The 15,632-nt window shown below is 48.8% G+C and carries 12 protein-coding genes; 2 read left to right on the plus strand and 10 right to left on the minus strand.

Annotated elements, in window-relative coordinates:
- The first annotated feature begins 19 nt into the window (after nucleotides 1-19).
- Nucleotides 20-250 carry a hypothetical protein gene (locus AC0YN4_RS16165; RefSeq protein ID WP_475836177.1) on the plus strand — a complete coding sequence of 77 codons (231 nt, stop codon included), beginning with the start codon at nucleotides 20-22 and terminating at the stop codon, nucleotides 248-250.
- A 55-nt stretch (nucleotides 251-305) separates the two neighbouring features.
- Here AC0YN4_RS16165 and AC0YN4_RS16170 read toward each other — a convergent pair whose 3' ends face one another.
- The 6 genes from AC0YN4_RS16170 to AC0YN4_RS16195 all read right to left on the minus strand — a co-directional run bounded on the left by AC0YN4_RS16170 (nucleotide 306) and on the right by AC0YN4_RS16195 (nucleotide 9,640).
- On the minus strand, nucleotides 306-1,013 hold the full coding sequence (locus AC0YN4_RS16170) for a DUF554 domain-containing protein (RefSeq protein ID WP_475782127.1): 708 nt from the start codon (nucleotides 1,011-1,013) through the stop codon (nucleotides 306-308).
- 313 nt (nucleotides 1,014-1,326) lie between these two features.
- Complete coding sequence (locus AC0YN4_RS16175; protein WP_475782128.1) at nucleotides 1,327-3,423, minus strand: right-handed parallel beta-helix repeat-containing protein; 2,097 nt, start codon at nucleotides 3,421-3,423, stop codon at nucleotides 1,327-1,329.
- A 98-nt stretch (nucleotides 3,424-3,521) separates the two neighbouring features.
- Complete coding sequence (locus tag AC0YN4_RS16180; protein WP_475782467.1) at nucleotides 3,522-5,096, minus strand: ABC transporter substrate-binding protein; 1,575 nt, start codon at nucleotides 5,094-5,096, stop codon at nucleotides 3,522-3,524.
- Between the two features lie 105 nt (nucleotides 5,097-5,201).
- Complete coding sequence (locus tag AC0YN4_RS16185; protein ID WP_475782129.1) at nucleotides 5,202-6,098, minus strand: carbohydrate ABC transporter permease; 897 nt, start codon at nucleotides 6,096-6,098, stop codon at nucleotides 5,202-5,204.
- Nucleotides 6,099-6,112: 14 nt separating this feature from the next.
- Nucleotides 6,113-7,060 carry an ABC transporter permease subunit gene (locus AC0YN4_RS16190; protein ID WP_475782130.1) on the minus strand — a complete coding sequence of 316 codons (948 nt, stop codon included), beginning with the start codon at nucleotides 7,058-7,060 and terminating at the stop codon, nucleotides 6,113-6,115.
- A gap of 198 nt (nucleotides 7,061-7,258) precedes the next feature.
- Nucleotides 7,259-9,640: a helix-turn-helix domain-containing protein gene (locus tag AC0YN4_RS16195; protein ID WP_475782131.1), complete on the minus strand. Its 2,382-nt coding sequence runs from the start codon at nucleotides 9,638-9,640 to the stop codon at nucleotides 7,259-7,261.
- A gap of 153 nt (nucleotides 9,641-9,793) precedes the next feature.
- On the opposite strand from AC0YN4_RS16195, the gene map reads away from it, so the two are divergent.
- Nucleotides 9,794-10,540 carry a type I methionyl aminopeptidase gene (gene map, locus AC0YN4_RS16200; protein WP_475782132.1) on the plus strand — a complete coding sequence of 249 codons (747 nt, stop codon included), beginning with the start codon at nucleotides 9,794-9,796 and terminating at the stop codon, nucleotides 10,538-10,540.
- Nucleotides 10,541-10,610: 70 nt separating this feature from the next.
- On the opposite strand, the gene pyrB is transcribed toward map, so the two are convergent.
- The 4 genes from pyrB to AC0YN4_RS16220 form a co-directional block, all read right to left on the minus strand.
- Complete coding sequence (pyrB, locus tag AC0YN4_RS16205; protein ID WP_475782133.1) at nucleotides 10,611-11,531, minus strand: aspartate carbamoyltransferase; 921 nt, start codon at nucleotides 11,529-11,531, stop codon at nucleotides 10,611-10,613.
- 82 nt (nucleotides 11,532-11,613) lie between these two features.
- On the minus strand, nucleotides 11,614-12,966 hold the full coding sequence (locus AC0YN4_RS16210) for a TrkH family potassium uptake protein (protein ID WP_475782134.1): 1,353 nt from the start codon (nucleotides 12,964-12,966) through the stop codon (nucleotides 11,614-11,616).
- Between the two features lie 159 nt (nucleotides 12,967-13,125).
- Complete coding sequence (locus tag AC0YN4_RS16215) at nucleotides 13,126-15,096, minus strand: glycoside hydrolase family 127 protein (protein WP_475782135.1); 1,971 nt, start codon at nucleotides 15,094-15,096, stop codon at nucleotides 13,126-13,128.
- Between the two features lie 152 nt (nucleotides 15,097-15,248).
- Entirely contained in the window at nucleotides 15,249-15,614 is a 366-nt protein-coding gene (locus AC0YN4_RS16220; RefSeq protein WP_475782136.1) for a hypothetical protein, read from the minus strand.
- Between the last annotated feature and the right edge of the window lie 18 nt (nucleotides 15,615-15,632).

The following is a 15,632-nucleotide window of genomic DNA, read 5'->3' on the forward strand; positions in this document are numbered from 1 at the left end:
CAACCGCGATTGCACTATCATGAGCCCGGATGTACGCGAAAGAAATGTTGCCAATTTTACAACATTTCTATATAAAAAGAGCTCTCTGGGAGAGAATGTTGCGCTTTATGCAACAAAATCTCCCAAAGAGCTCTTTTTGCTACCCATTCCCCTTGAATTGTTGCATTTGCTGCAGCATTTGGTGGAATTCGGCCATCCCGAGAGTGAAATGTTGCATTTGAGGCAGCATTTCAGCGCGGTTCCGCCGTGAGAGTCGGATTTCTCGACTCTCGGCAACCGGAGCGGAGCCCGACCCGATTTTTGGTTCAAATGCCCAGCCACTTTAGAATCGGCACAAGACAAGCGCCAATTAGAATAGAAGGCAGCAAATTCGCGACCTTGATCCGCATCACGTTCAAGATATTAATGCCGATGCCCATAATCAAAACCCCGCCGATGGACGTTATCTCCACGATAATATCGTCCAGCATCGTCTGACCGATCCAAGTAGTAATAATGGAAGCAAACAGCGCAAGTGCTCCTTCATACAACAGGATCGGCACCGAAGAGAAAAGTACCCCAACGCCTAAAGTCGAAGCAAAGAGCAGCGCTAGAAATCCGTCCAAAATAGATTTGGTAAATAAGATGTCATGGTTGTTATGCAAGCCGCTCTCCAGCGACCCAAGCACCGCCATAGCCCCGATGCAAAATATGAGTGTCGTCGTGACAAACCCTTCCGCAACGCTGCTTGGCTTGGCTTGCGATACTAGTTTCTGCAAACGCTCACCTAGTAATTGCAGCTTATGCTCAATGGCAAGCAGCTCGCCAAAGATCCCGCCAATCGCTAAGCTGAAGGCAACGAGTACAAAGTTATTGGACTTGAGCGCCATGCCGATACCGAGGACAAGTACAAGCATCCCCATTCCGGCCATAACCGTTTTTCTCATCTCTTCTTTGACATGAGGAAGCACGATGCCAAGTGTGCCTCCCCCAATTATTGCAGCTGCGTTTACGACTGCCCCCGTCAATACCACCTTGTTCTACCCCTTTATTGTCACTTCCCGTCTATCGTAACATAGACTCTACTCGTGATAGAACTCATCACACACCTCATCCAGCGAATATTTGCTTCTGGCCCCTGCGCCTCGGACGACCCATTCTCCATTCGTGAAATCCGGAACAGGTCCGTATCTCACAAAGTATCGGCATCCACTATGGAAGTCCTATGAGAAGCAGGGCATTCAAGAGGGTCATGGCGTCGTCGATTACCTGGTACTCTGTGCTTTTGTGGACAGTGTGAGTTCAAACACACCGCCGCCGCCGTGCTGAAGTAAACTGCTATTTTTTTCAACCCCGCGGAAACGGAAAGTTCTGCTTTAAGCCCATGCTGCTCATATCGATCTCTTCCCAGCCAAGACCAAATGCAGGTGATGCCGGATCCAGCGTAAATTGTACATTGCCGCCTTCCCCTTCTGTGATTAGCATCGCATCCGAGTTCAAGGTGTGCGCATCAAATTTGCCATCCACCATATTGCGCCAAGCTTCCCATGGAATAGGTACGAGGCCTCGTTTGTCATCCCCGTAGATTCCGCTCACTGTCGGCTCCTTCGTCTCATTGTCATAGAGATTGAAGTCCGCCTCCAGCAGTCGATCATCCTTCCAATTGACGAAATGATACAGCTGATCCCCCGATCTCACTGCAAGGTTACGCAAGATCGTTATCTCTCGATTCGCCTCACCGGCCATCTCTTGCGTGCCGAAAGCAGCCCGAGCATCGTTGTCCACAAGCAGATTGTTCTCAATCCGGTTGCCGATACCTTTGGAGAAAACAACAAACCACAGCACACCGCTGCCCGCGCTGTACAAATCATGGATCACATTATGTGAAACATGATAGTAATCCGATGCATCGTCCAAATAAATACAGAAGCCGAAGGAGAAATAAATGCCGCTGTGATGAAACCGATTGGCAATAATCCGGTTGCCGGTCCCCGCTCCCCAAGACTCCAGCATCCCGCCATCTTGGCTGTCCTTCATCACATCCCAAATGTTATTGCGAGTAATCAGGTTGTTCCGCGTATGCGTGAAATCCCAATGATTCTCCCACGTAACCTCCGTCCCGTAATAGGATGACTCCATGGCGCCTTGTCTTAAGCCTTTCAGCGAAATGCCATATCTCGGCATGCCGTGAATTTCGTTATGTGACACTTCATTGCTTCCGCTTTGATAGAGCTGAATACCGGAGCTGTGACCAACGAGCTCGCCGCCGTGCCGGATCAAATTATTCGAAATGAGATTCCCTTTGCTCACATCAGCCTGCTCGGCGCTGGCATAGTCGCCTTCTCCCGGAGCGATACCGATCACATAAATTCCGTTGTAGCCGGTATGCTCGATCAGATTGTCCGAGATTTCATTCCCCAGACAGGCTCCATTCAGTACGATGCCGCTGAATCCACTGTTCCAGAGCCGGCAGCCTCGAACGGAAATACCGCAGGCATTCTCGAGATAAACGAGTCCATGTCTGCTCTCTTCGTGCTCGCAGTTGCTTTCCGGCATTCGATATTCCTGCGCATAATCGGAGCACTCCACCGTCAAGCCTTCAAGCACAATACCCATCACCGGGTTGTCAGGCGAACTGCCCGCCAGCTCAATCACCCGCTTCATAGCAGGAGCAACAATCACTTGATCCTCGATTGGCAGCTGCCTTGGATAGTAGTATAGTTCGCCGCCAGACGCATCGAAATAAAATTCCCCCGGCTCCGTCAAGAGAGACAACGCCCCTTGAACTCTATACCGCGAGCCTAGGTCGATCCCCCATGGCGCAGGTTCTTTGAACGAAACTACCCCTTCCTCCCAACTAATACGGTCGATCGTTTTCGTTTCCGTGAACCAATTCCACTCGCCTTCCCCAGGCCATATATGGACCTGGACACCTTGCGCACCTTCTGCACCCGGCCCATGCTCGAATCTCGGAACATCATCCTTATGAAATCGAAACCCGGTTCTCGAATCACCGACTCCTTTACCGGCAACGACATGGTAACCTTGTTTCGGGCTCCTCGCGGTCCATGCGCGCTCACCGTTCTCATAGAGCGTATGAATTGCACTTCCTGCATCCAGCCGGACGCGAAAGATATTGTCATCATAAGGCTCCCAACCTGTAATCGCGCTTCCGCCACTAATCGTGACACCCTCTTCATCCTGTGCAGCACTGCGATATGTCACCGAGTAACCTTCAGGAGCGGAATCTCGCTCATCCAAACGCAGCGGTTCCGTCAATTCGTACCGCCCTCCGCTAAGCCAAACGGTAATGTCCTGTTTATCCCCTTCTGCCAGCTTCATCCGTACCAGTTCCCTAGCGCGTTCAAGTGTTCGAACAGCCGCCTCAGCAGATGTCCCCGTGTTAGCATCATCGCCATCCTTAACCGAAACAAACAATTCCATCTGAATAGACCTCCCGTTCCATGTAAAAAGAGGCAGAGGTACCGTACTGCTCCCCCTGCCTCTTTGGCTTCGTTACCTCTTACCAATAACGCTTATTATTATTTCAGGCCTTGCTTCACAAGGAACTCATCCCACTGCTTCTGGATCTCTTGGTCAATCTTCTCTTGACCTGCCGCTTTCAGTTTCTCGATGTATTTCGGCATGATATCAGCAGGATCAACGGCACCGGTTTCCAGTGCTTGCGCGAATTCATTGTTAACCGCATTGGTGTTCGCAAGCTCCGACTTGATCGGATCTTGGTTAACGGAGAAGCCATACGATGCTGCAACCATTGCGCTGTTGTTCAGATCGATTGTTTTTTGCCATACATCTGCGGTTTGTGGTGCTTTCAGGTATGCATTGAACTGGTTACCGAACACCCAGTCTACATTCGGTGCATAACCGGAATCTTTGATAGGCTCGATATAGTCGCCATCTTTCTTCGTATAATGCTTGCCTTCGATACCGTAGCAGATCAAGTTGTACAAGAATTTGTCTGTGTTTAACAGGTTAATGAACATTAAAGCGCGTTCCGGATTTTTGGACGTTTTGCTAACGACCTGCATGGCGCTTGCGATACCCGTGAAGTAGCTGTCGGAAATCGGAGCATAGATAACTTCATTGCCGCCGTTGTTATTCATTTCATCGATCTCGCCGCCGGGCTTCGTAGTAAATTCAATACCGACTGCGACATTGCCTTTCTTCTCCAGGTCTCCGAAGTTTTTGAGAATTGGGGCATCCTCGTTGATGTAGCCTGCTTTATACCATCTGTGCATCGTTTCATAATATTCTTTTTTCGCATTGATTTGCTCTTCACCCGTCAGAATGGAATAGTTCGGGTCGTCTTTCTTATACGAAACGGCCAATCCATCGGTACCAACCCAGTCCGGACTAGTGTAGAAGCCCCATGAATTCATGCCCATACCGAACGGAATAATATCAGGCTCGCCTTCTTTGACCGCTTTCAAGAACGGTTCAATATCTTTATACGTATGAATCGTGCTGACATCAAGGTTGTATTTGTCGGCAAAACGCTTCTGAATGACCAAGCTCTTCGTCTTAGCTGCAACTTGGTAAACCGGGAAGCCGTATACTTTGCCGTCATTGGCTTTCATATCCGGCCAGAATTTATCCGGAATGTTGGCGCGTGCTTCAGGTGCGTATTTGCTGATCATGTCGTCAGTAAGCTCAAGCAGTGCGCCTTTATCAATGTTTGCTTGATAGCTGAGCAGCCAGTATTTAGAGCCCCATGCGACATCGAATTCTTCGCCTGCAGCCATGATCGTATTGAGCTTCGGATCGTATTCGTCGAAAGAAAGCGGCTTCAAATCAACCGTTGCGTTAATTTTCTCTTTCAAATATTTATTGATTTCGTCATTAACGGCTTGTTGATCCGGTCCTGGCGGGTTACTTGGATAGTAGAACGTTAATTTTACTTCAGGAAGCTCCTCTTTGACAGGCTCTTCTGCCGTATTATTCGCAGCCGGTTCCGTCGTTGTATTGGTAGTATCCGTTGCGGCCGTGTTCTCGCTCGCATTCTTGTTGTTCCCATTGTTATTGCTGGAACAAGCTGCGATGATGCTGAAGCATAGAAGGAGTAAACACCATTTAAGAACAGTAGACGATGATTTCATTTTCACTTGAAAGACACCTCCGTTTTTAGTTAACCCCATACCTTGTATTTAAGCAATAACAACTTTGTAATTCCTTTCCTCCTCACCACCTCTCATGGAATTCCGTTACCCTTTCAAGGAACCAACCGTGATGCCCTTAACAAAGAACTTCTGGAAGAAAGGGAAGACTATGAGCATTGGCCCACCTGCCATAATCGCCATCGCCATTCGAACCGATAATGTCGGGAAATTAGCGAATTGCAGCTTGCTGGCCGCTTCTGCCAGCGGTGAATTGGCAAGAAACTCGATCTGCGACAAAATCCGAACAAGCAGCAGTTGGAGAGGGACAAACTTATCGTTATCAATAAAAAGCAAGGATGTGAACCAATCATTCCAATAGGCGAAAGAAATGAACAGTCCAAGCGTTGCAAGTGCAGGTGTCGATAAGGGAAGTATGATTTGGATAAATATCCGTGTCTCACTGGAGCCGTCTACTTTCGCGGATTCAATGATTTCAAGCGAGATCTTGTCCAGGAAGCCCTTCATAATGAGAATATTGTAGGGACTGAGCAGCAGCGGAATAATGAGCGCACCAAGCGAGTTCTTGAGATGCAAGTACTGTGTCATCAGCATATAGAACGGAATCAATCCACCATTGAACAACAAGGTAAAGAACACATAGAACGTGAGCGGGCGGTTATATCGAAAATCTCGACGAGAGATCGGGTACGCGGTCAGCGCGGTAAGCAGCAGCGCAATCACCGTACCGATCACCGTAATCGTAATCGTGACGCCATAGCCCCGGAGCATAATGGTCGGTTCCTTCAGCACAATGCGGAATGCCTCAAAACTAAATTCACTCGGAATGAAGCGATAACCATTCTGAACGAGACTACTCTCAGAGGTAATCGATACTGCGACAACAAGCAGAAACGGAAGTACAATAAGCGCGCTGACGATAATGAAAAATACATTGATGAACCAATTAGGTTGCTGCAAGGACTTCGCATTCGCATTCGACATGTTCACAATTCCTCCTAGAATAAAGCGCTGTCCTTATCGACTCTACGCACCAGATAGTTCGCTGATACAATGGTCACCAAGCCGACCACAGACTGCAGGAATCCGACAGCTGCGCCTGAGTTAATGTCACCAAGCTTCGTAAGTGCACGATAAACGTAAGTATCAATAATATCCGTCGTAGCAAAGTTGAGCCCCACGTTATTAGGTACAAAGTAGTGCAATCCGAAATCTCCGCGGAAAATATTGCCGAGACCCAAGATAAACAAAATAATAATAAGCGGCTTCAGCAGCGGCAGTGTGATTCGCGTCATCATTTGTACTCTGGAAGCACCGTCCAGCCTGGCCGCCTCGTAATATTCGCTGTTAATGCCCATAATGCCGGCGTAATAGACGAGTGTAGAGAAGCCGACACCCTTCCATACCGATACTAATGGCAGGATGAAGATCCATGGCATCGTCTCAAAATACCAATTATGCGGCTCCAATCCGATATTCTGCAGAATACCGTTCAAATAACCGCTCTTGTGCTCCAGGAAGGCATAAGCAATGTAACCGACGAGCACCAGCGATATAAAGTAAGGCAGAAACATCGCGGTTTGGTAAATCTTCACCATTCGCCCTGACACTTCATTAAGCAGCAAGGCGAAGAGCAGCGCGGTTGCCGTGCCAAGCACGATGTACGTACAGTTGTACAGCAAGGTGTTGCGAATAATACGAAGTGCATCCTGCGACTTGAAGAGAAATTCAAAGTTGTCGAATCCTACCCATCTGCTGCCGAAGATGCCTTGATCATACCGAAAGAACTTAAACGCTAGAATCAAACCGACCATCGGGAAATAATTAATGACTAATTTGTAAAGAATGCCTGGCACTGAAAGCAACAGCAGCTCTCTGTTCTTGCGCAGATGCCGCCATTCTCGGCTCAGCCAGTTTCCTTTGCTACTTTGACCCGAATCCATCATGACTTGTGACCTCCTCCTTCTGACCTTCATGTTGCCATGCCAGGGCAGCGAAATATAGAATACGATTTTCGAAAAGCTGTATCTTACACGTGTAAAATGTTCGAATTTATGCAGTTTACAGGCTTATAGACCTAATAAAACCGCCGTTCCCACTGCCTCGAGAGGCTTTGTGGAAACGGCGGTCATAAGATAAGTCCGTTATGAGATGGATTTCTTCATCCGATATTCCTTTGGCGTACTTCCAAACTTCCCTTTGAACAACCGGAAGAAATAGCTCGGATTGGAATATCCGCATTTCTCCATAATTTCGATGACCGTATAATCATCCGTTTCCAGCAGCAGCTGTGCATGCTTCAAGCGGACTTCGTTCATGTATTCCGTTATGGACATCGAGGTGCTGTCTTTAAACATCTTGCCGATGTAGGCCGACGATAACTTCACGGTAGCCGCGATGGACTGCTGACTTAAATTGATATCTGCATATTTCTGTTCCACCAATTCCTTGATCGTCTCCAGAATCATATCATTGCGTTCCATCGTAGCCGGACGTTGACCTTCGCAGATCCTAGCGCAAAGCGCCAGCAGCGCAATGTACATTTCCTCCAGCGTTTCTTTCTCCTGCGTAATTTGAGTCGCATATTCCAAATCGACATCAAATTTGATAACGCGGTTATTGGCAATGTCCGCCGCCGTATTCTTCACCACCCATGCCAAGTTGGAGACAGCCCTCAGCATATCGTCATAGCCGAATGTTGCAAGCAGCGTAAATGCCTTCTCCAGCTCGCTTCCCGCCTCGGACATTTGACCTTTCTTCAACGCTTCTGACAGTTTACGTTCAATGACATCCGGGATGGCGGATTGCTTGCTCAGCAAATTTTCTCTAATCTGTTCGGGGATTATCGTAGCCATATGACCATGGATAATCTTATAGCTGCAGAGCTGCATAGCCTGATTATAAGCCGACGAAATATACGGAAATTGCGGAATCGGGTCGCTTACACCACATGAGAGCGAGATGCCATAGAAGTGGAGAATCGTTTGCTGAATTTCTCGGACAATCGGTACGACCTGCTCGGAGAACGTTGTTGCTGAATCCGGGATAGGATTTGTTTGACCCGCTCGGTAGGTGCTCGACGAAGAATTCGATACGATCAGCACCATATGGTCGCCTCGCACCTCAACCACTTCGCAGAGATACAGCTTCGCCATGATTTCATGCGCGATGTTAACCATTGCAAAGCTATACAGCTTCTTCGCAGCCCCCGTCGTATTGCGATCAAACGCCTGAAATTCATCGATTCGCAGGACACAGATCAGCAGCTCATCCTTTACCGAGATGCCAAGCCCATGCTTCTCGATCACTTCGAGCATATCATGGTGCGTAAAGAGACTGCTGTCCGTCAGCAGCTTGCGCAAATAATATTTGCTCACAATTTGCTCCGAGCTGATTTCCTGCAGCTTATCTGACAGCCGCATGTAATTGTCGCTCATCAGATGGAACTCATCACCATCAAAGGCGGAAGGATTCTGTTCGTCTCGCGGTGCTTGCAGGCGAATGCGGCGCAGCATCCGTTCAATCGGCGTATAAAGCTTATAAGACAGCCATATCGATAAGCCAATCGACAGCACCAGGAAGATGCCTGTGATGGCAAACGATTTCGTTCGCGTTGACCGAACATCCTTCATCAGCAAATCGTAGGATTGCACGTAGATGATCGTCCAATTTCGAACTCCGTCATCCATATACGATACGAGCTGCTTATTCCCATCGATATCCCCGACGACAAAACCGGAGAGCTGCTTGTTCATCTCCTTATCACGCTGCACCAGCTGTTTGATTTGGTCGCGTTTAGCCTTGTCCTGTTCGGTTACAGCGTCATCGGAGGAATAGAGGTGGCCGTCTTGATCGGCAATGTAAATCTCATTCCCTTCTTTGTCGCTGCTGACGGCATCCATCCGCTTCAAGCTCTCGAAAACCCAGTTGGATTTAATGTAAAGAATAATAGCCGATTCCGCCCTGGAGAAAGGTTTCAGCGAGTTCGTAACGAGAAAAGCGAAGGCATCGATTCCGCCGTCTGCCTTCTCCAAGCTGACAGGAATTAGCCGCGAGGTTGGATGCGGCTTCGAAGCATCGAAGAGCCATTCGCGAATTTTGGCTTTTGTTTGGCCGCCGTCCAGCAGGAAGGCGCTTGTAGTGCCGTAGATTTCATTTTGCGTGTGATTATAGATGGCTATGGAATGCAAGAAGGAAGCGCTGTCCATAATGCTCGACAGCCGTTGATAACCGCGAATGAAGTCCATCTTAGGCAGCTTCATGTCGAACAGGAGCGTGGCAAGCTGATTGTCTTTATTTACGTAGTTGGATAGATGCGTAATGATTTCGTTCATATAAGTGAGATTATATTGAATTTGCGATAATACCTTGAGGTTAGACTGCTCTTGGTTGCGTCTGACGGAGTCCTCCAGCACATACGTATTCGCTACGGACAGTGCCATGAGCACTACGACCATGGAAAGCATGATGGAGATTAAAACACGCTGCAAATATTTCTTCGACTTATAGATACCGAAGCCTTTCACTGTTGCTCCCCCTTTACGCCGGAAACTTCGCTTACCTCCTATTATGGCAAATGTTGAATAAGTCTGCTATATGAATTTAGCGCGGTGTCGTATTGTCGGTTTCTTTACGAAGGCCGATTTTTTCATTATAATTAGCCATTAAAGAGGTGTAACATGATCATAATTAAAACCAAAGATGAAATCGAGCATATGCGCAAAGCAGGCGAAATTCTCGCAGCCTGCCACCGCGAAATCGCGAACATCATTAAACCCGGCATTACAACCAATGAAATTGACCAATTTGCCGAGAAATTTATGGAGCAGCACGGCGCGAAGCCGGAGCAGAAAGGTTACAAAGGCTATGCGTACGCAACCTGCGCTTCCGTCAACGACGTCATCTGTCACGGCTTCCCTTCGGCCACGCCGCTGAAGGAAGGAGATATCGTCACAATCGACATGGTCGTCAACTTGAATGGCTGGCTGGCTGACTCCGCTTGGTCGTATGCGGTAGGCAAAGTTTCCGCGCAAGCGAAGAAGCTGCTCAAAGTAACCGAGGAAGCGATGTACAAAGGCATCGAGCAAGCCGTTGTAGGCAACCGCATGGGCGATGTATCGAACGCGATCCAGAAGCATGCCGAAGCAGAGGGCTTCTCCGTTGTTCGTGAGTTTATCGGCCACGGCATCGGGCAGGATATGCATGAAGAACCGCAAGTGCCTCACTATGGACCTGCGGGTCGCGGAATCAGGCTGAAAGCCGGCATGGTCATGACCATCGAGCCGATGCTGAATACCGGCGTATGGCAAAGCAAGATCGATTCCGATGGATGGACGGCACGCACGATGGACGGCGGGCTCTCTGCTCAGTATGAGCATACCATCGCCATTACGGACGAAGGTCCAATCGTTCTTACTAAACAATAATGACGTATAAAAGGCTGTATTCGGAAAGTGCGCTCTGCGCCTCTTTGCCGGATACAGCCTTTTTTAATAGTTAACTAAAACATTTCTCCACAAGCGCCATCCGAATATACAATCCGTTCTGAGCTTGTCTGAAATAAGCCGCCCGCGGATCACTGTCCACTTCCGGATGAATTTCTCCGGCACGCGGCAGCGGATGAAGAATCATTGCATTCGCCTTCATCTCATCTAGCAGCTTGCGGTCGATAATATATTTGCCTTCCGCCTTGCTGTACTCCTCCGGCGAAGGGAACCGCTCCTTCTGAATCCGCGTCTGGTAGAACACATCCGCCGTACTGGCAATACCGGACAGATCCGTTGTTTCCTCGTAGGATATGCCTTTCTCGTCCAAGTACTGTTTGACATAGGAAGGAATTCGTACATTATCCGGCGAGATAAAGGACAGATGCACATCCTTGTAATTCGCCAGCAGGTAGCTCAAGGAATGCACGGTTCGACCATAAGTGAGGTCGCCGATCATCGCGATATGCAGCCCGTCGATCCCGCCGAATTCCTTCTGAATCGTATACAAATCAAGAAGTGCCTGCGTGGGATGTTCGCCGGATCCATCGCCCGCATTGATGACGGGTACATTGGAAACCGCGGCAGCGCGCTTCGCAGCTCCGATATCCGTATGGCGCATCACGATGAGATCGCTGTAACCCGAAATGATGCGGATCGTATCCTCAAGTGTTTCACCTTTAATCGTGGACGAGAATTGGCTCGCATTCTCCGTACCGATTACGCGGCCGCCCAGTCGGTGCATGGCCGATTCGAAGGAGAAGCGGGTCCGTGTGCTCGCCTCGAAGAAGAGCGTGCTCATTATTTTGTTCGGGAAACGCTGATTGCCGCCTTCCTTCGCTACCAGCTCCATCCCTTTCGCGGATTCGAACAGCTCATCCAGCTCTCCTCGATCGAATTGCTTCGCTCCGAGTACATGATACAATCCACTCATACTTCGCCATCCCCTTTTCGCGCGTTGTCCATTCGATTATAAGCTAGTCCTACCCGTACATTCAAACCATCCCGATGATAAGTTATCCGATAATCAGCTTCTCTTCAGGGTACTTAATATCCGGTTTCTTCTTCCCGGAAGTGAACAACGAGAAGAACAGGAACATCCCGATTCGACCGATGAACATGAGTAGAATGAGGGTGATTTTGCCTGAAACATGAAGTGACCCCGTAATGCCCGTCGACAGCCCGCATGTCCCGAATGCGGAAGTGACCTCGAACAGCACGGCAGAGAGATCATAACGATGCGCTTCCGCCATGAGGACGGCGAATATGCCTATAATGACGAGCAGCACGGACATTGATAAGAAGACAAAGCTCTTATAGACGTCATCCTTGCTAATCGAGCGGTTGAACAGCCGAATTTCCTTCTCGCCTTTGGCAAAGTTGATCATCACGATAACAATAACGGCAATCGTCGTCGTTCGGATACCTCCGCCAACGCTTGACGGGCTTGCCCCGATGAACATCAATACCGAGATGAGCAGCTGTGACGCCTGATGCAGCGAAGACATATCGATGATTGTAAGACCTGCGCTGCGCGACGTAATGGAAGTGAACAACGCATTCATCAGCTGCTGATGGATGGGCATATTCGCGAACGAATGGCCCGCTTCCGTGAGCCAAATCACAACGAAGCCGAGCAGAATAAGCACGACGTGGGTGACCATCGTAACCTTCGTGAATAAGGAAAACCGAAACCGTTTCTGTTTCTTCCTAGCCCATTCGGTCAGTTCGGCAAGAACGGGAAATCCAACTGCGCCAAGCACTATTAATATCATCGTTACGCTTTGTACAAAGTAATCGTCCGAGTAACGAATGAGCGAATCCCCAAACAAGTCAAAGCCCGCATTCGTAAAAGCGGAAACGGCGTGGAACAACCCATTGAATATAGCGCCCCATATTGTATCCGAATAGCCGGTCGTATAGAAATACACGCTGAACAGGAGAGTTCCAAGCAGCTCGATCGCAAGCGTGAGCAGCAAGACAAGCCTCATCAACGATACGAGTCCGGACAACTGATTCCGGTTCTGATCAATCATAATGAGCTTTCGCTCCAGCAGACCGATATTCTCCCCGAGTAAGAACCAGTAGAAGCTGCCGAGCGTCATGATGCCGATCCCTCCAAATTGGAAGGCAAAGATAAGAACGGCCGCGCCGAAGACGCTGAAGGAATCGCCAGTGCTGACCGTTGTAAGTCCAGTAACGCTCACTGCGCTGGCAGCGGTGAATAAAGCGTCAATGAATGACAAGCGCACGCCAGGCTTCCAGCTGACCGGCAGCATGAGCAGCAGCGTAATGAACAGGATTCCTAACACATAAACAGAAACGATCAGCCTCGCCGGCGACATTTTGCGGATTAATTTTCTGAGCATAAGTAAGAACATGACTCCTTAAGTAAACCTGATATAATAGCGACTCTTCTAGTTTAATCGACATTGTTTTTGGATACAACTTCCTGCCTGGCACTCGGATCATTCATACCCAAAAAAGCTGCCCCACGAAAGGGCAGCTTGGCACGCAGTATGGATCGTTTACCCGGATAAGTTGGATTCCTTCTGAAGCCACACGGCCATTTCGCCCGGCTCGCGGTTAGCCCATGCAAAATATGGAACCGCCGTAAACGTCACGTTCGTGTAACGGGAGCCGCTTGGACGATACAGCAATTGATTCCAATCGTCTGTGGACCGTACCGCAGCCTTGCCATGAAGCATGACCATCGGAACTCCATTGATGTCACTGGTAGAATTGCTGTACTCTGGCTGACGAAGAATCGTCATATCGAAGATGGCAAACGGATTGTCAATAGCTTCTAAGCAGTACACGACAGGTCCGCGCATGAGTGCGACTTTCCCGCTGCTCTCGGACACAAGCGGGTTGGATTCAATTTCAACGACCGGCATTGGGAAGCGGAGCGAAACCGTCCCCTTTGTAATCAAGCTCATCGGGATATGCAGATAACCATTTTTCAATACGAGACCGTCAGTGATTGTGTTGCCGTCAAACACCTCAGTACCGTCAATCTCAACCGTTGGATTCGTGCACCAGCCCGGCATACGGAATGCAAGAGCTGCACCTTCGACAAGCTCTCCGCCTACTTGAACGGTTACCGTTTCGGTCCACGGATAATTCGTTACCTGCTCTACTTGCATCGACCCCGAAGCCAGCTTAATATTCGCTTTGCTCTGCACATATTGGCTGATATACAACGTATCTTGCTCCGTAGCATAGACGTACTCGCCAATTGCCGCAATGAACCTCAGAATGTTCGGCGGGCAGCAGGAGCATTCAAATACACGCTCACGTCGATAGTTAGGGAACAGATTCCGAGTATCATGGACGCCTTTCAAGAAATCATTATGAGCAGGCACAGACTGCAATGCATTATCGTAGAAGAACCCGGTCCCATCAAGCGACAGACCAGCCAGAGCACCGTTATACATCTGACGCTCAATAATATCTGCATAACGCGTATCCGGCTCAATGGAGAACATCCGTTGCGCGAAGAATGCCATGGCGATCGAAGCGCAAGTCTCCGCATACGAGCTCTGGTTAGGCAGCATGTAAGCCGCTCCGATTGCTTCGCCGAACCGTTCTGCGCTTACCCCGCCTGTTACGTACATCTTCCGCAGCGTTGCATCGTCCCATAGACGTAAGCAAGCCTCATACAATTCCTTGTCATCGTACTCTCGGGAGATATCAGCCATCGAGGAGTAGAAATACATCGCTCTCACGGCATGACCTGCAGCAGCTGGCAGCTGGCGCGCCGGCGCATCATCCTGCGCATACGTATCGTTGTACAATAACTGGCTGTTAAGCGGCGGACTAGCCGGCCAAGTTCCGTTTCTCACGGAGAAAATGCGATCACGCGCTTCCGTACCGCGGATATCGATAAAATGTTTGGAGAGCTCCAAATAACGATCTTCTCCGGTAGCCTGCCACAATCGAACAAGCGCCAGCTCAATCTCCTGGTGACCCGGAGCTGAATAGTTTGCAGTGCCTTCCAGCTTGAACGCGGTTTCAATACAATCGGCAAAACGTGTCATGATATTCAGAAAGCGCTTACTACCCGTGGAATAAAAGTGAGCCACTGCGGCTTCCATCATATGACCTGCCGTATAGAGCTCATGCGCAGTGCGGTCTTTGAAACGATTCACCGGTTCACATGTCAAAAAATACGAATTGAAATAACCATCCACATCTTGGCCCTGTTCAATATAATCAATAACCGTTTCCAGTTTCTTGCTAATTTCTTCATCCGGATGGTAATACAAAATATAAGCTGCGCCTTCCATCCATTTCGCAACATCGGAGTCCCAGAAAATATGCGGCTTATTGTCCATGCCTTCTTTCCAGGACAGACGCATCGCATCAATTCGGCCTGTTTCGTTGAACCGGTCATAAATTGCATTTACGGTAGCGCGGGCATTGGTATGCTGCCATTTGCCCCAGAAGCCTTCACCCAGTGATATTTCTTTCCAATTCACTTGTGTTAATTTGCTCATTGTAGACTCTAATCTCCTCTGACTCCATGTCGTATGTGGTGGTCGAACCTCCCCTGATTCTTCGACATGGAATAGATTAACACCTTCTACAAAATCAAATTTAATTGAACCAAAAGAAGACAGCCTTCGAAACGATTCGATGGCTGTCTTCACTAGACTGTACTATAGTAGTACAAGTTTCCCTCACAATTCAGGTACTCCGTTACAAGCTGCTCTCGCATCTGCTCAATGAAATAAATCGGATCTGCAATATAAACCGTGCCGGAAGCTGCTGTTTCGTTAATCCTGAACTGGATCTGCTCCATCACCTGTTCAGGGATATAATACGCTCCGCCGTCACAAACCTTCGCTCTAACCCAACAAATGCTGCAAGCCTGGGACTTACGCTGCTGCAGCTCCGCTATTGCTTTAAAGTTGCGTGTATCCAGATAATAATCAATTAGTGCCTCATTCATAACTATTGATGCAGCATCCTGCTGAATAAAGATTTTGCTGCCGATGGGCAGATCTTCCTTCATTACGTATCCCTCGTATCG

This window comes from Paenibacillus sp. J22R3 (assembly GCF_056269305.1).